16 protein-coding genes are annotated in these 20,041 nt (G+C 69.2%); 12 read left to right on the top strand and 4 right to left on the bottom strand.

Going from position 1 to position 20,041, the window contains the following annotated elements; genetic code table 11:
- Positions 1 to 43 precede the first annotated feature (43 nt).
- Both VGD44_RS09075 and VGD44_RS09070 read right to left on the bottom strand, forming a co-directional pair.
- Positions 44 to 2,647: a DUF3458 domain-containing protein gene (locus VGD44_RS09075; RefSeq protein ID WP_331086099.1), complete on the bottom strand. Its 2,604-nt coding sequence runs from the start codon at positions 2,645 to 2,647 to the stop codon at positions 44 to 46.
- 155 nt (positions 2,648 to 2,802) lie between these two features.
- Positions 2,803 to 3,342 (bottom strand): Lrp/AsnC family transcriptional regulator, encoded by a 540-nt coding sequence (locus VGD44_RS09070; protein WP_331086097.1) that lies wholly within the window; start codon positions 3,340 to 3,342, stop codon positions 2,803 to 2,805.
- Between the two features lie 146 nt (positions 3,343 to 3,488).
- Here VGD44_RS09070 and VGD44_RS09065 point away from each other — a divergent pair, with 146 nt between their 5' ends.
- Entirely contained in the window at positions 3,489 to 3,956 is a 468-nt protein-coding gene (locus VGD44_RS09065) for an Lrp/AsnC family transcriptional regulator (protein WP_331086094.1), read from the top strand.
- 35 nt (positions 3,957 to 3,991) lie between these two features.
- Complete coding sequence (locus VGD44_RS09060) at positions 3,992 to 5,410, top strand: amidohydrolase family protein (protein ID WP_331086092.1); 1,419 nt, start codon at positions 3,992 to 3,994, stop codon at positions 5,408 to 5,410.
- An 89-nt stretch (positions 5,411 to 5,499) separates the two neighbouring features.
- Here the strand turns inward: VGD44_RS09060 and VGD44_RS09055 are convergent, their stop codons facing one another.
- Positions 5,500 to 5,943 carry an Lrp/AsnC family transcriptional regulator gene (locus VGD44_RS09055; protein ID WP_331086090.1) on the bottom strand — a complete coding sequence of 148 codons (444 nt, stop codon included), beginning with the start codon at positions 5,941 to 5,943 and terminating at the stop codon, positions 5,500 to 5,502.
- A 136-nt stretch (positions 5,944 to 6,079) separates the two neighbouring features.
- On the opposite strand from VGD44_RS09055, the gene VGD44_RS09050 reads away from it, so the two are divergent.
- The 10 genes from VGD44_RS09050 (at position 6,080) to VGD44_RS09000 (ending at position 18,999) form a co-directional block, all read left to right on the top strand.
- Complete coding sequence (locus tag VGD44_RS09050) at positions 6,080 to 7,075, top strand: threonine/serine dehydratase (RefSeq protein WP_331086088.1); 996 nt, start codon at positions 6,080 to 6,082, stop codon at positions 7,073 to 7,075.
- Positions 7,066 to 8,004: an ornithine cyclodeaminase family protein gene (locus tag VGD44_RS09045; protein WP_331086085.1), complete on the top strand. Its 939-nt coding sequence runs from the start codon at positions 7,066 to 7,068 to the stop codon at positions 8,002 to 8,004. The genes VGD44_RS09050 and VGD44_RS09045 overlap by 10 nt, the downstream gene beginning before the upstream one ends.
- Before the next feature lie 68 nt (positions 8,005 to 8,072).
- The gene (locus VGD44_RS09040; RefSeq protein WP_331086083.1) at positions 8,073 to 9,389 is read left to right on the top strand and encodes a diaminopropionate ammonia-lyase; all 1,317 of its coding nucleotides are present in this window, start codon (positions 8,073 to 8,075) and stop codon (positions 9,387 to 9,389) included.
- 130 nt (positions 9,390 to 9,519) lie between these two features.
- Complete coding sequence (locus VGD44_RS09035) at positions 9,520 to 10,842, top strand: peptide MFS transporter (protein WP_331086081.1); 1,323 nt, start codon at positions 9,520 to 9,522, stop codon at positions 10,840 to 10,842.
- Positions 10,839 to 11,840 (top strand): isoaspartyl peptidase/L-asparaginase, encoded by a 1,002-nt coding sequence (locus VGD44_RS09030; RefSeq protein WP_331086079.1) that lies wholly within the window; start codon positions 10,839 to 10,841, stop codon positions 11,838 to 11,840. Before VGD44_RS09035 ends, VGD44_RS09030 begins: the two co-directional genes overlap by 4 nt.
- 371 nt (positions 11,841 to 12,211) lie before the next feature.
- Entirely contained in the window at positions 12,212 to 14,326 is a 2,115-nt protein-coding gene (locus VGD44_RS09025; RefSeq protein ID WP_331086077.1) for a TonB-dependent receptor, read from the top strand.
- Positions 14,327 to 14,406: 80 nt separating this feature from the next.
- Positions 14,407 to 14,829 carry a hypothetical protein gene (locus tag VGD44_RS09020; RefSeq protein WP_331086075.1) on the top strand — a complete coding sequence of 141 codons (423 nt, stop codon included), beginning with the start codon at positions 14,407 to 14,409 and terminating at the stop codon, positions 14,827 to 14,829.
- On the top strand, positions 14,826 to 15,929 hold the full coding sequence (locus VGD44_RS09015) for a hypothetical protein (RefSeq protein WP_331086073.1): 1,104 nt from the start codon (positions 14,826 to 14,828) through the stop codon (positions 15,927 to 15,929). The genes VGD44_RS09020 and VGD44_RS09015 overlap by 4 nt, the downstream gene beginning before the upstream one ends.
- A 698-nt stretch (positions 15,930 to 16,627) precedes the next feature.
- A complete protein-coding gene (locus tag VGD44_RS09005) occupies positions 16,628 to 18,541 on the top strand; it encodes a HAMP domain-containing methyl-accepting chemotaxis protein (protein ID WP_331086071.1) in 1,914 nt (637 codons plus the stop codon).
- A gap of 2 nt (positions 18,542 to 18,543) precedes the next feature.
- Positions 18,544 to 18,999: a chemotaxis protein CheW gene (locus VGD44_RS09000; RefSeq protein WP_331086069.1), complete on the top strand. Its 456-nt coding sequence runs from the start codon at positions 18,544 to 18,546 to the stop codon at positions 18,997 to 18,999.
- A gap of 484 nt (positions 19,000 to 19,483) precedes the next feature.
- On the opposite strand, the gene VGD44_RS08995 is transcribed toward VGD44_RS09000, so the two are convergent.
- The coding region (locus VGD44_RS08995; protein WP_331086067.1) for a class III extradiol dioxygenase subunit beta at positions 19,484 to 20,041 on the bottom strand (558 nt) is incomplete at its 5' end.

The raw sequence follows: 20,041 nt of genomic DNA, 5'->3' as shown, positions 1-20,041 counted from the left end.
GCAGGCGTGGTGCGTTGCACGGCCGCCTAAGGGGCGGGCTGCTTCATGATCTCTCCTGGCGGGCGGTCGCGAGGATCGTGCGCAGGCGATTGCGGGGTTCGATCGCAAGGTCCGGGCGGGCGTCTAGCCGGCGCAGCGTCTGCGCCATGGCCTGGCGGCGCGTCGCATCGAACCGGCCCAGCCCGGCGAACGGCTTGAGGAAGCGCGCGGCCAGTCGCGGATTGCGGGCGCCGAGCCGCGCGATCGCCTCGCCCATGGCGTCGTAGCCTGCCCCGCCGGCGACGTGGAAGCCGCCCTGGTTGACGCCGAAGGCATCCAGCAGCGCCTTCACACGCACGGCCTGGTCCAGGTCGAAGTCGGGGCCCTCGAGGAGGGCCCGTACGCGGACGGCGGCGTCGGGCGCCGTGTTCGCCCCTTCGACGGCGAACAGGTTGTCGAGCTTGCGCGGGTCGTCGGACCAACGCCGGCGCGCCACGGCGACGCCCTCGTCGCGGGCCGCGCCGCCCACGAGGAGCAGGACCCGGAACGCGGCGGATTGATCCTCCATCGTCGGGGCTCCGGCGAGTTGGCTGAGCGCCAGGAGGGCCACGTCCGGGAATCCCGCGCAGGCGCACCACTCGAGCGCGAGGTTGCGCAGGCGTCGCGCGCCGAAGTTCGAAGGCTCGCGGGCCGGCGCTCTGAGGTCGTCATAGACCCGCGCGAGTAGCTCGGGGTGCATGCGTCCCCCGGCGGCCGCCAGTCCATGGCGAGCCCTCCCGAGCGCTTCGACATCCACGGTGTCCTGGCCGAGCCCCAGCGCCGCCTCTGGCGGCAGGGCAAGGGCGCGTCCCACGAAGGCGGGATTGGTCGTGGGATCCGCCAGTAGCGCGCCAGCCAACTCCAGCCAGGCCCGCGCCGGACGACTGGTCGCACCGTGGGACAGCCAGGCGTGCGCCGCTTGCCGCGCGAGCTCCTGCGCCGCATCCCAGCGCACGACGACGTCGGTTTCCCGGCGAGCCAGCAGCGCGAGATCCTCGGGCGCCCGGTCCAGATGCAGACGGACCTCGGCGGAATGGCCGCGGAGCAGAGAGACGACAGCGCCTTGGGAGCCGGTCGGAAGCTCGATCTCGTGGTGCTTGCCGATCATACGGACGAGCGGCGCCTCCACGGGCAAACCCTCCTCGGCGACGAGGGCCAGGCTCACGGGGATGGGAAGTGGTGTTTCCGAGCCAGCAGGACCCTCCGGTGGAGCTTGCGACAGGATCAGGCGACGTGGTCCCTCGCGCGGATCGGTGTCGATCTCCGCTTGCAGGCCGAGCGGACCCGCCAAGCGGTACCAGGCGCGAAAGGCTGTCAGGTCCTCGCCCGCGACGTCGGCGACGACATCCAGGAAGTCCTCCACCGAGCCCGCGCGGCCATCGAAGCGGCCAAACCACGCCCGGACGGCCTCGTCGAACACGGCCTCGCCGGTCCACGCGGAAAGCATGCGCAGCGTCTCGGCGCCTTTCTCATAGACCGTGCGGGTGTAGAGGTTGCTCGCCACGGCCGCGCTCGCCGGCCGAATGGGGTGGGCGAGTTCGCCGTCGTCCTCGGGGTACTGGTTGGCGCGCAGGAAGACGACATCGTCGATACGCGCGTCGGCGCCCACGAGGTCGGCCATGAACCGTTGCTGGCGCAGGACAGTCAGGCCTTCCTTGACCGTAAGGTCCAGCCAACTCTTGCAGCCAACCCGATTGCCGCTCCATTCGTGGAAGTATTCGTGCGCCACCGAACTTGCGATGCGTCGCAGCTCGGGATCGGTGGAGAAGGCCGGGTCGGCCTGGAAGAACTCGGTGGCATAGAGGTTAAGCGACGGGTTCTCCATCCCGCCGCCGGGATAGTTGCGCATGATCACCACGGTGAAGCGGCTGCGTTCGTATTCGACGCCGAAGGTGCGCTCGTCCCACGCCATCGCCGCCTTGAGCGTTTCGAGGCCTAGGGCGCAGCCGAAAGTCTCGCCTGGCGCGGCGTGGACGACGATCGAGACCGTGCGTCCGCTGCGGGTCGTGAAGCTGTCCTCCAGAGTGTCGAACCGTCCCGCGGCGAGCGCGAATAGGTAGCTGCTCTTGGGGATGTCATCGACGAAGGTTGCGGCGTGGCGACCGGCCACCAGGCGGCTGGCTTCAACGAGCTCGCCGTTGCAGAGCAGGGTCGGATAGGCGGCCTCGTCGGCGATCAGCGTCACGCGGTAACACGCCATCACGTCGGGCCGGTCGATGAAGTAGCAGATCCGCCGAAAGCCCTCGGGTTCGCAGTGCGTGACCAGAACATCGTCCAGCCGGATGAGCCCTTCGAGCCCAGGCCCACCCGGGCGCACGCGCAGGCGCAGCGAAAGGGTTCCATGTGGCGGCGCGTCGCGGACAACCAGGCGGTCGGGGTGGGATTCCACGCGGGAGCCCGACAGGGCGCGGCCGTCGAGGCTGCTCGAGACGAGCTCCAGCTCGTGTCCGTCAAGGACGAGGTCGCGCGCTTCGGGGTCGATCCGACGGAAGGTCAGGTGGGCCGTGACCTCAGTCACCTGCGGGTCGAGCTCCAGCGACAGGTCTGCGTAGTCGATGGTGAAGGGCGGCGGCGTGTAGTCAGCGTCGAGCCGGTCCGGGTCGGAATGTCGTGGGGCGGCGCGCGTCAACCGACAGGTCTCCCTCGTTTGAGTGGGCGGGAGCCTAGGCCGGCGCGGCTGCAATTGGCGGTCAAATTCGAGCTTGGCAGGCCGGCCGCGCCCCGAGCGGGGCGTCTTCAGCTTTCCGCTTTGGCAAGTCGGATGGCCCAGCGACGTGCGAGATTCTATTCCTCCTCGTCCACCGGCACCGCGATAGCGAGGTCCCGTTTGACGATGCTCAGCGCCACGTTGGTGGTGAAGCGCTTGACGTTGGAGTTGTCGCTGACGAGCCGCGCCATCAACTCGTCGTACGTTTCAGTATCGGGGGCCGCGACGATGATCACGAAGTCCGACTCGCCGGTGACGTAGAACGCCTGCTGGATATGGGCCTCCTTCGCCATCCACCGTCGCAGCTCGCTGAGGAGTTCCGGCCGCTCCCGCTCCACCTGGATGGAGACGACGAAGAAGGTCGGGCGGCCGATCTTCCGAGGGTCTACGATGGCCACGTCTCGCACGATCACGCCGGTCTCTCGCAGGCGGCGAAGGCGCCGGTGAATGGCCGACGGAGACAGCGGCACGTGCTCTGCCAGTTGTTCCGCGCTCAAGCCGGCGTCGGCCTGCACGAGATTGAGCAATTGCCGGTCGAAGCGATCGAGCCCCACGGTTTCCCTCCTGACGCGCCGTAGCGGCGGACTTCGACGCCGCATGTCCAGGATGGCGTCCACCTGCGCCGATTTTCGGCGTTCGAGGGCCCAACTTCGCCACAAATCGGCACGGGGCGTGAATAGCCTTTGTCGTGTGCGAAGGAGGCTCAGCGGTCGACGAGGGACCGACCGCCGCGAGCTGAAGCCGCCAGGGGGAGTGTTGTGCCTTGGAGCTCGAGCTCGACAAGTGTGACCGCCGGATCCTGAAGATCCTGCAGACCAACAACCAGATCACCAACTTGGAGCTTGCCGAGCGGGTTCACCTTTCGGCGCCCACCTGCCTGCGACGCGTGCGGCGGCTTCGCGAAGCGAAGATCATCGTGGCTGACGTCTGCCTGCTCGACCCCGACCGGGTCGGCAAGTCCCTCAACGTCTTCATCGAGGTCGTGCTGGACCGCCAGTCGGAGGTCCTGCAGCACGCATTCGAGACCAAGATGACGAAGACCCCCGAGATCGTGCAGTGCTACATGATCTCCGGGAAGGCAGACTTCATGCTGGTGGCCCAGGTGGCCAACGTCAACGCTTATCACAGCTTCGTGCGCCGGGTTCTGACCAGCGATCCGAACGTCAGAAACTTCCGGTCGGTGTTCGCGCTGAACCGTTCCAAGTTCCAGACCGAAATCGACATCAGCTGATCCGTGCGCCAGCGCCACGTCATGAAGGAGAAGCCGTGTTCACACGAAGGCGCGCCATCGGGGCCCTTGCGGCCGGTCTCGGCGTCGGCACAGGGGCCGCCCACGCGGCCCCGAAGGGCCCGCGGCGGCTGGTGATCGAGGGCGCGACGGTGCTGACCATGCGCGACGACGCGGCCCCGGTTCCGCGTGCTCGCGTCGTGGTCGAAGGCGATCGGATCGCGGAGGTCAGCCCGGCCGCCGGCCCCGCGCCGCAAGGCCTGCGGGTCGACGGACGCGGCAAGTGGCTCCTCCCCGGGTTTACCGACATGCATGTGCATCTGCCGAACGATGGCTTCGCGCGCATGCTGCCGAAGCCGGCACGGGCGGGCTTTCCACGGATCGACACCCAGGACCAGCTGACCCCCTTCGTGGCCAATGGCGTCACCCAAGTGTTCAACCTCAGCGCCCTGGCCGAAAGCGTCGGCCAGGCGACGGAGGTCGAGACCGGGCGGGCGCTCGGGCCGCACATCGCCAATGCCGCGATGATCGACGGCGTCCCGCCGATCTGGACCGGCCTCGCCCGCGGCGTGGCCTCGCCGTCGGACGGACGCCAGGCGGTCCGCGACGCCGAGACCGAGGGATACCGGTTCATCAAGGTCTACAGTCGTCTGGACCTGGCGACCTTCCTGGCGGTCGTGGAGGAGGCGCGAGGCCGCGGGATGCGGGTCCTCGGCCACATCCCGGACGCGGTGCGAGGCCACACAGAGGCCGCGTTCGTTCCCGGTTACGACCTGGTCGTCCACGCCGAGGAGTACGCCAAGCAGTCGCCCGACCTCAACGACGCCGATATCCGCCGGTTCGCGGACCTCGCTCGCCGAAACGGGACCTGGTTGACGCCGACGCTCACCACCTCCCAGTGGGTCTTCCTGCAGACCCGATCGCTGGACGAACTGCGCGCGCTTCCCACGCTTCGCTATCTGCACCCAATGCTGGCCCACAGCTGGCTGGCCGATAACACCTATGCCCGGCGTGCGACGCCCGAGCGCCTGGCGCGGTTCGAACGGATCGTCGATTTCGACCGGCGTCTTGCGCGGACCTTCGCCGAGGCCGGCGTGCCCCAGATGGTGGCGACCGACGCCATGAACCCGGGAATGGTCCCCGGCTTTTCGATCCATGACGAGCTGCTCGCGATGGCCGAGGCCGGGCTTTCGAACGCCGACGTTCTTGCCGGCGCAACTCGGCTTCCGGCCGAGTGGTTGGGGGTCGAGCGCGACCGAGGCACGATTGAGGTGGGGAAGCGGGCCGACCTTGTCCTGCTGGACGCCGACCCGCTGGCGGACCTGCGGAGCACGCGCGCGATCCACGGCGTCCTGCTCGGCGGACGCTGGCTGCCGCGCGCCGAACTCGACGCTCGCCTGGCGGCCCTGGCCGAACGCAACGCGGCCGTTGCGGCTTCGCTTCCTAGGCCCGGATGAGTGCGTTCAGCCCAGGTCCACGGCCGTCGTGAACTTCGTCCGGTTGAGCGCGAAGTGGGATCGGAAGTTGCGGATCTCCGGATCGCTCGTCAGTTCGCGGCGGACGAAAGCCTGAAGGTCTCCATGTCTGCCACCTGCACGACGATGAGGAAGTCGGTGTCGCCGGAGACCATATAGCATTGGGTCACTTCCGGGGCGGCCGCCATCCGGAGCTCGAAGGCGCGCTGTACGGTCTCGGCCTGCCGTTCGAACATCACCTCGATGAACACGAAGAGCGCCCGTCCGACAGCCGCAGGATCGATCAAAGCGACGTCGGCGACGATCACGCCTTGCTCGCGCAGGCGGCGCAGCCGCCGAAGGCAGGTCGGCGTGGACAGCCCGAGCTTGGCGGCCAGCTGCAGGGTAGTCAGCCGATTGTCCGCCTGCAGCAGCTCCAGCATCCGCTTGTCGGTTTCGTCGAGTGCAACCATCCGACCTCCCACCGATGACGCCATGCCGCGGGCGTTCGGCGAGCTTGGCACGGTCGCGCGCATGGCCACCAGCCTTGTCACAATGACAAAACCTCGGGCGTCGAGGGCGCGTTCGTCACACAGAAAGCGAGCGCTTTGACCGCCAATTGCGTGGACCGGCGGCTAGCCTGTCGGCCCCAAAGCCCCTGGAGCCTCGAAGATGTCCGACACAACCGTCGCCGATGGGCCGGGGCCCACGCTCGAAGCGCTTCGCGAGGCCCATCGTCGGCTGCGGAACCACGTGGTTCGCACGCCGCTTTTGAGGATGACGCCCAGCGGGCTGTGGCTCAAGCCGGAGAACCTGCAGCCGACCGGCGCCTTCAAGCTGCGCGGCGCCTTCAACGCGATCCTGTCGCTGTCCAGCGAGGCGCGGGCGCGCGGGGTGGTGGCCCACTCCAGCGGCAACCACGCGATGGCGGTGGCCTACGCGGCCGCCCGGCTGGGTGTGCGGGCGGTCATCGTCATGCCCTCCGACGCGCCCGCAACGAAGCGCGCTGGGGTCCAACAGGCCGGCGGCGAGATCGTCACCGTGGGACCCGCGAGCGCGGAGCGGGCGGAACGGGCTTCCGCGCTGGCGGCGGCCCATGGATACGCGCTGATCGAGCCTTACGACGCGCCTGAGATCGTGGCGGCGACGGGTGGGCTGGCCCTCGAGATCCTGGAGGACCTGCCGAACGCGACGACCGTCTACGCGCCGGTCTCGGGCGGTGGGCTGATCGGGGGGCTTGCGGCCGGCCTCAAGCGGCTGAAGCCGGAAATCCGTGTGGTAGGCGTCGAGCCCGAGGTAGCCGCCGACGCCGCGGCCAGCCTGGCTGCCGGGCGCCGCATCGCGCTCTCCGCCGAAGAGATGTCCCGTACCCTGGCCGATGGCCTGCGCGTCCAGCAGCTAGGTCGGCTGACCTGGCCCCTGGTGCAGGCCTACGTGGATGAGGTCGTCACGGTGAGCGAGGCGGCCATACGCTTCGCCATGCGACGGATCGCACGCGAGGCGCGGCAGGTGGCCGAGCCCAGCGGGGCGGTCGCCTGCGCCGGCGCGCTGGCGCACGCCTCCGATCCGACCTTCGCCGTCGCGGTGCTGAGCGGCGGGAACGTCGACACAAGCCTGCTCGCAGCGGTCTTCGCGGAGGGCGACGAGGAGGGACCGGCATGCGTGTGATCGGCGACGCCGAGGCCGCGGCCCTGGTCACGCTGGAGGCGGCGATCGACGCGGTCGAGGCGGTCTTCATCGAACTTGCGCGGGGCCGCGCGCACGTCTTCTCGGTGGCCGTCGGAGAGGGGCCGCACTCGGGTGACCGCTTTGCGATGAAGTCGGGGCGCCTCGACCGACGCGGCGTCGTGGGGTTGAAGGTTGGAACCTACTGGCCAGGCAATCCGGCGCGGGGCCTTGAGAGTCATGGCTCCACGACCCTGCTGCTCGACGCGGAAACGGGCTATCCGCGAGCGGTGATTGGCGCGACGGCCCTCACGGCGCTGCGAACGGCCGCGGCCGACGGCGTGGCGATCCGCGCCCTTGCCCGGACGGACGCAGACGTCGTGGGGTTGGTGGGCGCGGGCCACCAGGCCTGGTTCGACCTGCGCGCCGCCTGCGCCGTGCGGCCGATCCGCGAAGTGCGGGTCTGGAACCGCAATGCGGAGCGCGCCGAAGCCCTGGCGGCTCGGGCCGAAGCCGAACTGGGCGTGCGGGCGCGCTCGACCGCTCTCGAGGCGGCCGTGAGGGACGCGCCGATCGTGGTCTGCGCCACCGCGGCGGACGGTCCGCTGGTCGACGCCTCCTGGATCGCGCCTGGCGCCCATGTGTCGGCCATGGGGGCGGACACGGCCGGCAAGCAGGAACTGGACATCGAACTCGTCTCGCGGGCGAGGCTCTTCGCCGATGTCGCCGCTCAGGCCGTGACGATCGGCGAGTTCCAGACGGCGGCGCGGGCTGGCCGCATCGGTCCACACGACATCACGCCGCTGGGCGCGGTGCTCGATGGCCAGGCGGCGGGCCGGCTCGACAGCTCCGAGGTCACGGTCTTCGACTCCTCCGGCGTCGCCGTCCAGGACCTCGCGGTGGCCGACCTGGTCCTGCGCGCAATCGGGTAATGCGGTTCGCATCGCGCCAAGCCGAAGCGGCAGCGGCTTCCCCGACTGGAAAGAGCGCAGGTGTCGGCGTGGCCGATTCGGGCGTCGGACGGCCGCGGTTTGACCACTCATTTCAGGCCGCTCCGACTAGGCTTTACCAATCCACCAAGGGCTGCGGAGACTGCTCTGTGTCGCGATCGGCGTTCAGCTTCCTGGTCAATCCGCATCGGACGCCGGCGGAGCCATTCCCCTTCCACGCGGAGTTTCCGCCGAGGGGCGGGGCCGCGGCGCTCGCCGCCCTGTCCGCCTGCCCGCGATATGCGCCCACGCCCCTCATCTCGCTGCCCGGGGCCGCCCAGCGGAGCGGCGTCGCAGAGGTTCGCTACAAGGATGAGTCAGGCCGCTTCGGGCTCGGCAGCTTCAAGGCGCTCGGAGGCGCCTACGCCGTCGCGCGCCTGCTTGCAGAGGAGGTGTCGCGCGCACTCGGGCGTCCTGTGGGGCTTGCGGAACTGGCGCGCGGCGAGCACGCCGAGCTCACCCGCCGCCTCACGGTCGTGTGCGCCAGCGACGGGAACCATGGCCGCGCCGTGGCCGCCGGCGCGAAGGTCTTTCGAACCCGGGCGGTCATCTATTTCCACGAGGGCGTGAGCGACGGGCGCGAGGCGGCCGTGAGGACGCTGGGCGCCGAGGTCGTGCGGACCAAAGGCGTGTACGACGAGTCCGTGCGGCTGGCCGGCGAGGCCGCCGTGCGCGAAGGCTGGCTGGTCGTGTCCGACACCGCGGCGGAGCCGGCCGGCGAAACGGCCGGGGTCCCGCTCATGGTGATGGAGGGTTACCGTGTCCTGGTCATGGAAGCCCTCGATCAACTGCGCGCGGCCGGCCGTCCCCCGCCGACCCACCTGTTTCTGCAGAGTGGCGTAGGCGGGCTGGCCGCCGCGGTCACCGCTCACCTCTGGAGCGAGTTCGGCGCGGATCGCCCGAAGGTCGTCGTCGTAGAACCGACGCGGGCGGATTGCCTGATGCGCTCGGCCGCCGCCGGCCAGCCGGTCGCGGTCGAGGGCGACCTGCAGACCCTCATGGCGGGGCTGGCCTGCGGCGAGGTCTCCCGCGTCGCCTGGCCGGTCCTGAAGGCGGGCGCGGAGGCCTTCATGGCGATCGATGACCTCGCCGCCGTCGACGCCATGCAGGCTCTCGCCGAAGGGGGGCTCGGGGCCGAGCCCATCGTCGCGGGGGAGTCTGGCGTCGCGGGGCTCGCGGGCCTGCTTGCGCTGCCGCTCGGGGGAGCCGAATGGCTGAGCCTGGGACTCGGCCCTTCCTCCCGGGTCCTGGTCGTCGGCACCGAGGGAGCCACCGATCCCGACATCTACCATGCCCTTGTCGGGCGGCGCGTGGCGGCCGTGGGATGAGCAGCCGCCTCGGCCGCGCCGCTCGCATGCGCCCGCCGCCGCCGGTCCGCCTCCTTCCTTCCGGGGCGGGCGCGGGGGCTTCGGCGGGGGCCGTAGCACGTCTGCGGCCCCCGAACCGGCGGGCGACGCCATGACGGCGACGAGTACGACCGGCACGGCCGGCGATGGCGCACCGGCGAAGGGCGCGACCTGGTTCGGCCATCCCGCCGGCCTCACGGTGCTGGCGACGACCGAGATGTGGGAGGTCTTCTCCTTCATCGGCATGAAGACGCTGCTCGTCTACTACATGACCAAGGACCTGGGCTTTGCCCAGCAGCAGGCTTCGCTGGTCTACGGCCTCTACGGCGGGTGCGCCTACTTCACGCCCATCCTGGGCGGGATCGCGTGCGGACGCTGGCTGACGCGCCGCCAGGCGGTCACGGCCGGCGGCCTGATCATGGCGTTGGGCCACTTCCTGCTGATCTTCCCGTCGCTGTTCTTCCCCGCGCTCGCGACGGTGGCCCTCGGCGCGGGCCTTTATCTGCCGGCGCTTCCGAGCCAAGTCGGCGGCCTCTATGCGAAGGACGACCCGCGCAAGGACTCCGCCTACAGCGTCTACTACCTCGGCATGAACCTGGGCGCTCTCCTGGCCCCCCTGGTCTGCGGCACCCTTGGCGAACTCTTCGGATGGCACTGGGGTTTCGGCGCTGCGGGGATCGGCATGCTGATCGGGGTGTCTATCTACAGCTTCAATGGTCGCCACCTGCCGCCCGAACCGCCACGCGCGCCGGGACCGGCTGGCGTCGGAACACAGGACCGCGCGACAACCAGGTCCGGGCTCCTCCTCATCGTCATCATCGCCGCCGTCGTGGTCGTCTTCCGCGGCGCCTACGAGCAGATCGGCAACACGCTCGCCATCTGGCTGGATGGCGGCGTCGACCGGCGCGTGGGCGGCTTCGTCATCCCCATGACGTGGTTCCAGTCGATCAACCCCCTGCTGGTCATCACCCTGACACCCTTGATCGTCGCCCGGTGGGCGCGGCTGGCGAAGGCCGGCCGCGAAACGCCTTCGATCGGCAAGATGGGAAGAGGCGGGCTGATGCTCGCGGCGGGCTACCTGCTCCTTTCGGCCGCGGCGGCCGTGTCCGGTGCGGGAAGCACACACTGGATGTGGTTCGTGGCCTTCGTCGCCGCGATGACGCTGGGCGAGCTCTACGTGATGCCGATTTGCCTGGGTCTCTTCGGGCGGCTGTCTTCGCCGAGCTTCGCCACCATGGCCGCAGCCATCTGGTTCGCCACCGCGTTCGGCGGCAACCTTCTCGCAGGCCTCATGGGGTCGGCGTGGAGCGCCACCTCGCCGGCCTTGTTCTTTGCGGCAATGGCCGGCGTGGCCTTTGGCGCCGCGATCCTATTCCTGGTGCTGGCCGGTCCCGTCGCGAAGGTCCAGGCGCAGGTGGCGGCGGCCTCGACGTGACCGTGGGCTGGTCGCTGGCCGTACATGGTGGCGCGGGCGCGATCCCCAGGGGTCGCCTCTCGCCGGCCCAGGTGTGTGCCTACGAGACGGCTCTGCAGGCGGCCCTCGCGGAGGGCGAAGCGGTCCTTCGCAGCGGTGGTCCAGCGCTCGACGCCGTGCAGGCGGCCGTCTGTGAGCTGGAGGACAGCCCCCTGTTCAACGCCGGGCGCGGCGCGGCCTTCACCAGCGCCGGGGACAACGAACTGGATGCCTCGATCATGGGCGGGCCTGGTCGCGCGGCCGGCGCCGTGGCGGGCGTCAGCCGCGCGCGCAATCCCGTGAGCCTGGCGCGCGCCGTGATGGAGCGGTCGCCCCACGTCCTGCTGATGGGCGAGGGCGCGGACGCTTTCGCCGAGGACTGCGGGGCGATTCTCGCGGAGCCGGGCCACTTCTTCACCACCAAGCGTTGGGCGTCCCTCGAAGAATGGCTGGCGGCCAACGGCCGCCCATCCGCGGCCGCGCGGCCTCGGACGGGGGCGGCGCACCCACTCGAGTTCCTGGTTCATGACGAGGGCAAGCGTGGCACCGTTGGGGCGGTCGCGCGTGACGTCGCGGGGCGGCTCGCCGCCGCCGGATCGACGGGCGGGTTGACCGGCAAGCTTTGGGGGCGCGTCGGCGATACGGCTCTGATCGGCGCTGGGGTGTACGCGGACCCGGCGGGGTGCGCGGTGGCATGCACGGGCACCGGCGAGCACTTCATCCGGGTGGGCGCGGCAAAGCGGATCTCTGACCTCGTGGAACTCGGGGGCCTGGCCGTCGCGGAGGCCTGCGCACGGGTGATCTCGAATGAGATCGCATCCATCGGCGGCGAGGGCGGTGTCATTGCGGTGGGTCCGCGGGGCGATGCGGTGTGGCGATTCAATACCAGCGGCATGTTCCGGGCGAGGGTCTCGGAAAGGCGACCGCGCGAGGTGCGCCTGTTCGGGGACGAGGAGACGCCAGCCCCATCGGGCGGCTGAGCACGGGCAGAGCGAGCGCCCTCACCATCGAGGTTCGAGGGCTTGCCGGACCCGCATGAACGGACGTTTCGTCAGCCCGCTCGGGGTTTTTCGACTTGGTCACTACGCGCGGCAAATCCTTCGGAAATAGGTGCTCGGCGCGCCCACTTTGACCACCGATTTCCGGTCGAACCGCTACCGTTCTGGCTGGCGACGCCGGCACGTCGGCGGAGCTCAGGTGCGGCCGGAATGACGCCGCGTCAGCAGGACACCGGGGAGACAAAGGCGTGGGATTGCTTGAGCGGAAGTGGGTTCGTCAGGGTCTGGGCGCTGCTTGCGTCGGCTCGGCCATGGTTGCGGGCAGCTCCTATGCGCAGCCTCGCAGCGAGGTCATGCTGGAGGAGATCATCGTCCAGGCGCGGCGGACCACCGAGAGTGTCCAGGAGGTTCCGCTGACGGTGAACGTTATCTCGGCCGACGCGCTGGAGGCGAAAGGCGTCACCCAGCTCTCCAACATCGGAACCGTGGTGCCCAATCTGGTCTGGGTCGACAGTGGCGGCGGCACGCTCAGCAACAAGGTGTCCCTGCGCGGGATCTACTCGAACGCCAATTCCCAGGGGTTCGACCCCGGCGTCGCCATCTACCTCGACGACGTCTACGTAGGGAACCAGTTCGGCTTCAACTCGGCGCTGCTCGACATCGACCGCATCGAGGTCCTCAAGGGGCCCCAGGGCACTCTCTTCGGCCGAAATGCTGCGGCAGGCGCGATCACGGTGCACACCACCCGCCCCTCGACGGACGAGTTCTCCGCCGTGGCCAGCGGGCGGGTCGGCAACTACGACCTGCGCGAGGCGCGGCTGCTCCTCAACGCGCCGCTTTCAAAGATGGCGGCCGTGAAGGGCTCGTTCATCTACCGCGACCGGGGCGGCTACCAGCGCAACGCCCTCGACGGCCGGCGCGACCTGAACGACGAGCACTTCTACGGCGGACGCCTACAGCTGCTGATCGAACCCAGCGAACGCTTCGAAGCGCTGGCCACGCTGGAGTACTTCAAGAACGACGACCACCAGAACGTGCTGTCGTGCGCTGCCGGAGCGGGTGCGTTGCCGTGCCCCAACGCGAACGTCGACGCCGTGCTGTCCGATGGCCTGGCTGCTGACAACAATTCCACCACGCAGCGAACGACTTGGGGCGCGACGCTCAAGGCGGACTGGCGGCCAGGGGCCGGGCTCGAGATGACGTCGATCACGGCCTATCGCGATATCGACGTGCGGCAGGACCAGGATCAGGACTACAGCGCCGTCGACTTCATCCGCAGCGGCTTTCGGGTGCCTAAGGACTGGCAGTTCAGCCAAGAGTTGCGTCTGGCGACCGATCAGGAGACGCGGCTTCGGGGCGTCGTGGGTCTCTTCTACTTCCACGAGGACCGGACCACCCAGCTGCCCCTGACATTCACGCAAACAGCCCTCGCCTCGATCGGTGTGAACGCCCCGCGCGCCTTCCTGCAGGTGACGGATTCCCGCTTGAAGACGACGAGCTGGGCGGCCTTCGGCCAAGGCCAGTTCGACGTGCTGCCCACACTCACCGCCGAACTGGGCTTCCGCTATGCTCGTGACGAGAAGGATTTCACGTACGAGCAGACGGAGAACGATATCCTGGCGCTGATTCCGCCGCCCTTGCAGGCCGGTCTCTTCCTGGTGCCGTTCCCGCGGTCGTCGGCCAGCGCCTCGTTCAGCAAGCCGACCTACACGGGTTCGGTCACGTGGCGCGCCGCGGAGACCGTGCGGGCCTACGTGCGCTACGCCACCGGCTTCAAGGCCGGCGGATTCCAGGCGGCGACCAACAGCGCGAGCTATAACCCCCTCGTGCCGTTTGGCCCCGAGAACTCGCGACAGTGGGAGGTCGGCCTGAAGTCGGAGCTCGCCGACGGCCGCGTCCGCTTCAATGCCGCGGCGTTCCGGACCAGCTATGACGACACCCAGGTGCAGCTGATCGACGCCTCCACCTTCCAGAAGGTGGTCGGCAACCTCGGGAGCGCCCGGGCCCGTGGGCTCGAACTCGAGCTCTCCGCCGCCCTGGCGCCGGGCCTGACCTTCGACGGGAACCTGGGGCTGCAACGGGCCAGGTTCGTGAGCGGCCCCTTCGACGGTCGCCGGTTCCAGTACTCGCCCCGCCGCACGGCCAGCGCGAGCCTGACCTACGAACGTGCGATCGTCGACGACTGGCAGGTCTTCGCCTCCGGGACGGTCTCCTATCGATCGGCCATCAACCTCAACACGGAGGCGTCCGGGTCGCCTGGCTTCCTGTCGTCGCCCGGCGTGACGCTCGTCAACGCCAGGGTTGGCGTCGAACGGGAGGATGGCCGGCTCGGCGTCTATCTGTGGGGGACGAACCTCGCAGACGAGCGGCGCCTGACGGACTTCATCCCGCAAGGCCCGGTCCAGCCGCCGTCCTACTTCGTCAGCACGCCGCGAACGTACGGCGTCGAAGTGACCACCCGCTTCTAAGTGCTCCTATGACCGCGACCGATGAGGCCTCACCCCGGCGCCGGCCTGTGAGAGCAGCGCTGTGCTGGACGGCGGCCGGGTTGGTCGCGGTCGTCGCGACGGCGGCGGTCGGCGTCGGGGCGATGATGTGGCCGGTGCTTTCGCGGCCGCCGGGAGCGAGCTACCCCCCGCCGGCCAGCCGGACCGAAGCGAACCTGCAGGACCTCCATTACCTGGAACGCTTCGCCCGGGTGAACCGCAGCTTCTCTCCGGCCGAGCGGGCCGCGTTCCTGGCGCAGGTGCTGGCGCTCCAGCGGCGCGCCGGAGAACTTGATGCCGCGTCCCTGGAGATGGGCATCGCACGCGCTGTCGCTGTCGCCGGCGATGCCCACACGAACGTGCGCGGCGCAGCGTGGGGCCTGTCGCTCAACGCCATCCCCCTGCGGTTCGCATGGTTTCGGGAAGGGCTCTTCGTGGTCATGGCGACCCGGCTCACAAGGAACTGGTTGGCGCGAGGGTGGTGACGGAGGAAGGCATATCGCCCGACGACTGGCTCCGGCGCCTCCGGCCGTTCGTCGGAGGTCCGGCGGCGTTCCAGCGGGAGCGGGCGCCTCACCTGCTGATCTCGCCCGCGGCGCTCAAGGGCGCGCGCCTGGTGACTTCCGGAGACGCGCTCTCCTTCCGGTTCGAACTGCCCGATGGACGTGTGCTCGACCGAACGATCACCGCGATCCCGGGACCCGCGAACGGTCCGCCGCCTGGCGATCCCGAAGCCGCATCCCGCTGGCGCAACCGCTGGCCGCAGCGCGAGCTCAGCCCGGTCCCGTTCCCGGGTGACGCGCGGCCGTGGGTCCGGCTGGCCCAAGCGGAGCGCATTCCGCTCTACCTCTCGCGCCCGGACGACTTCTACTGGAAGGCCTATCTGCCCGAGCAGCGGGCCCTCTACGTGCAGATCAATGCCACCGAGGACCAGCGAGGCCGCGAACCGCTGACCGACTTCCTGGCTGCTGCGGTCGCGGATGCGCGCGACCGCCGTGTCCGGGACATCATCGTGGACCTGCGCTTCAATCCTGGGGGCGATGCGACAAAGGCCAACGCATTCGCGGAGGCGGCCCCGAAGGCTCTGCCGCCCGACGGGCGCCTCTTCATCATCACCAGCGGCAACAGCTTCTCAGCCGCCATCATTACCGCCGCGCGCCTGAAGGCCTTCGGCGGGCACAGGGCCGTCATCGTGGGCGAGCGGATCGGAGATGACGAGCAGTTCTGGGCGGAGGGCCACGACGTCGTGCTGCCCAACTCCAGGATCCTCATCAAGAGCACGGCTGCCTATCACGACTGGGCGAACGGCTGCGGCCTGGCGGAACTGGGTCGCTGCTATTTCTTCAACTACGTCTGGGGCGTTGCGGCCGGCGACCTGTCACCGACGATCCCTGCGGCCCTCTCCATGGCCGACTACCGGGCAGGCCGCGACCCTGCGTTGGCGGCAATCGCACTGCCGCACACAATTCCGCAAAGATATCAAAGAAAGGAGGGCGAATCTCGGGGCAGCCTTTTCCGTGCGTTGCACGAGGTCTCGATCCGATTGCCAAGTTGGGCTCCAGGGGGCCCGATCGGCGCGCACTGACCACATCCTGGCCCCGACTTTGAACACCCATCTCCCGCGGACGACTAGCGTTGTGGGCACGCAACAACCGTCCGGGGGGATCCATGCTCGTCCATCAACGCCGCCCTCGCCACGAGCTCACCGGCCTTCCGCTCGCTCTTGTCCTGAGCCTCGGCGGCCCCACCTTCGCTTACGCCCAGCCCGAGGCGGCGCGAGATGACGCCCAGACCATCCGGGCTCGCGGATCGAACGAACGGCGCTCGAGTCGGCGACGCCAGTGACGATCCTCGGGGCCGAGGCGATCGAGAACCAGGGCATCATCGGCGCAAGGGCGCCGATCGGTTCATCGAGCGCCTGACGCACATCGCCTCCATGTGACGTCGAGATCGCGCTCGCGCGTCAGATGGCGATCCAGCGCCCGCGCGCCGCGCTCGGGTCGATCCACCACGCCGACCGCGGCGCCCAGTACGCCGAGGCCTATCGCGGCGCCGTCGCGCGGTCGCCTTGGGTTTCCGCAACCAGCCAGGATCGCGTAAAGCCCACGCGACACCTACTCTGAGGTTCAGATGTAGATCGCTATACCCTAAGTAATCGATCTGCGTCGCCTCGTCGCACGGCCGCTCCGGTACTGTCGAATTCCGACTCCTTTAAGATTTCACCCCTGCAATACTCCTCTCGTCGAGCCGGGTCGGCCCGCTCTGGAGGGATTGGAGGGGGCAATGTCCTCTTTTACCTTGAAGTTGAAATTCCGCGCGCTGTTCGCGGCGGTTGTCGTGTTCTTCGCCATCTTGGGCGGCGTCGCCGTGTTCGACATGGCGCGGATCAACGCCGCCTCGAGTGTCTTGGCCGAGGTGTGGTCGCCCCGTCTGCGGCTGGCGGGCGAGATCCAGATGGCGGCCGCGTCTCATCGCCTGCGCGAAGGCCGCCACGTCATGGCCACTTCCGAGCAGGAGCGTGCGGACTTGGAGCGCATGATGGCGGAGCTCACGCAAGTTGTTGCGGACCGTTCCGCTGAGTATCGGAAGCTGCGCCAGCCGGGGGAGGCGGACGCCGCCTTCAACGCGTATTTCCGCCTCTGGACTGAATACCTGAAGGCGAGCGAGCAGCGGGTGGGCGTCTACCGAACCGCGCCGTTCGAGCAGTCGGTGAGCCTGTACCGCGACAGCCTTCCCGACTTCCAGACGCTTAGCGGCGCGATCGCCAGCATCACGACGGCGGATACGGCCGCGGCCAAGGCGGCGAGCGAAGCGGCCACGGCCCACTACCTGACCGCCCGCAACGTCATGCTGGGGATGATGGCCGTGATCCTCGCCGCCGCCGCCGGGGCCGCGTTCTACTTCGAGACCAAGGTCACCAATGTCTTGGTCCGGCTCTCTGGTCTGATGCGTAGGCTGGCGGGCGGCGACCTGGGCGTTCAGGTCGAGGGCGTCGGTCGCAAGGACGAGATCGGCGAAATGGCCCAGGCCGTCGAGGTCTTCAAAACCAACGGCCTGGAGCTCAAGCGCATGGAGGCCGAGGCGGCCGCTGAGCGCGACAAGGCGGACACTGAGCGCCGCCGCAATGAGGCAGAGCGCGAGCGCGCGGCCTCCGAGCTCGCTCGCGTGGTGGAAGGTCTCGCCGCCGGCCTGGGACGGCTGTCCGACGGTGACCTGACGTGCCGCCTGGAAGAGGCCTTCGCCGCCGAGTACGAGCGGCTCCGCCAGGACTTCAACACGGCGCTCGAGAAGCTGCAGGGCGCCGTGGCCAACGTGGTCGCGAACACGGAGTCGATCGGCTCCGGCGCGCTGCAGATCAGTCAGGCCTCCGACAACCTCTCCAAGCGCACGGAGGCACAGGCCGCCAACCTGGAGGAGACCGCCGCCGCGCTCGACGAGATCACGGCCACGGTCAAGCGGACGGCCGAAGGCGCGGCGAATGCGCGTAAAGTCGTCGCTGCCGCCAAGCAGGACGCCGAGGAGAGTGGCGAGGTCGTGCGCCGCGCCGTCGCCGCCATGAGCGAGATCGAGAACTCCGCCCGGCAGATCAGCCAGATCATCGGCGTGATCGACGAGATCGCCTTCCAGACCAACCTGCTGGCGCTCAACGCCGGCGTCGAGGCTGCCCGGGCAGGTGACGCCGGCAAGGGCTTCGCGGTCGTGGCTTCGGAAGTCCGCGCCCTGGCGCAGCGCTCTGCCGAGGCCGCGAAGGAGATCAAGACGCTGATCAGCGCGTCGACCGACCAGGTCAGCCAGGGCGTGGAGCTCGTCGGCCACACCGGCGAGGCGCTCCACCGCATCGCCGAGCAGGTCACCGAGATCAATGGCATCGTGGCCGAGATCTCCGCTTCGGCCCAGGAACAGGCGACCGGTCTCGAGCAGGTGAACTCCGCGGTGAACCAGATGGATCAGACGACCCAGCAGAACGCGGCCATGGTCGAGGAAAGCACGGCCGCCAGCCATTCGCTCACGCGCGAGACCGAGGAACTCACACGCCTGATGGGACAATTCAGCGTCAACTCGGCGGCGGCGGCCCCGGCGCGGCGCACGGCTTCGCCGGCCCGCGCCCAGCAGGCCCGGCTCGCGGCCGCCCTCGGCGCTCGGGGCGCGCGGGCGGTGGCCGAGAAGGCCGTCGATGAAGAATGGGCGGAATTCTGACCATGTCCGACGCCGGCCCCGCTGCGATGGAGGTGGTCTCCGTCTCCATCGGCAGCTCCCTCTTCGCCATCGACATCATGTCCGTCCGCGAGATCCGGGGCTGGACGCCCTCCACACCCCTGCCGCATGCACCCGACTACGTGCGGGGCATGATCAACCTCCGGGGGGCGGTCCTTCCGGTGGTCGACCTTGGCGCCTTGCTAGGCTTCGGAGTCAGCAAGCTGGGCGCCTCCTCGGTGGTGGTTGTGGTCCAGATCGACGGCCGTCAGGTCGGGCTCGTTGTCGATGCGGTATGCGACATCATCGGCCTGGCGGCAGAGGAGCTCCATCCGCCGCCCGAGGTCGGCAGCCGTGGTGTCCGCGACTGCATCCGCGGGTTGTTCTCGACCGATGACGGCATCATCTGCCTGTTGACGCTCGACGGAACCCTGCCGCAGGAGCTCCCGACGGCAGCCTGAATCCTAGGCCGTCAGAGAGCCCCAGACGGCTGGGCCGTAGGACTTGGCAGCCGGCACTTCCTGCGCCCGGCTTAGGCCGCGGAACGCAGGCTACGGGCGGTTCGGCTTGCTACCGAGACCGTCAAGCCCGCCATCCGACGCGACAGACCTGCGGTTTGCGCGGCGAGGGCGTGGGTGGCGGCCAGCCGACGAGCGATGCTGTTCGCCACATTGGCGCCGTCGATGGTCGAGACGTTGAGCGGAATCGGAGCCATCACCAGAGCCGCCACGGCCGCGGTGACGCCGAGAGGCGACGGAGTCGGCGTCCAGCCCACCGTCGAGCAGCACGCGTCGCACGAACCCTCGCCGCGCGGGCGCCCCTACCACCGGCGATCGCTTGCTCCTCAGCCGGTTCGAAAGGTCTACGTCCGGTGGCGACACGCGCCCCGGTCGCTGCGCTGGCGATTGGGGTAGGCGCCCGTAGCGGTGGGTGCGGGGCTGGCGCTCAGACGTCGCCATCCTCCAACACCAGGTGACCCACAGCGGTGTTCGACGCCGGCACGTGGTAGAAGCGGTGGGCGACGGTCACCTTGTCGTCCAGCGCCCCGCGCATGATGAGCCACATGACGAGTTCGATGCCTTCCGAGCCCGCCTCGCGCACATAGTCGATGTGCGGCACTGCGGCTTGGGCCTCAGGATTGTGGATCAACGTATCCATGAAGGCCTTGTCGAAGTTCGCGTTGATCAGGCCGGCGCGGGGCCCCTGGAGCTGGTGGCTCATGCCGCCAGTGCCCCAGACCTGGACGTTGAGGTCCTCAGGGTAGCTCTCGACGGCGCGCCGGATCGCCTTGCCGAGGTTGAGGCAGCGGTTGCCGGTCGGCGGCGGGTACTGGACCACGTTCACCGCCAGCGGGATGACCTTGCAGGGCCATTCGGCGGGCTGGCCGAACATCAGCGACAGCGGGACCGTAAGACCGTGGTCGACGTCCATCTTGTTGACGATGGTCATGTCGAACTCGTCGAGGATCAGCGTCTCGGCCAGATGCCAGGCCAGTTCGGGATG

The sequence above is a fragment of the Phenylobacterium sp. genome (genome assembly GCF_036402295.1).
In the GTDB taxonomy this organism is placed as follows: domain Bacteria; phylum Pseudomonadota; class Alphaproteobacteria; order Caulobacterales; family Caulobacteraceae; genus Phenylobacterium.
The sequence above is the reverse complement of the archived record's forward strand: the minus strand, read 5'-3'. Positions and strand labels throughout refer to the sequence as shown.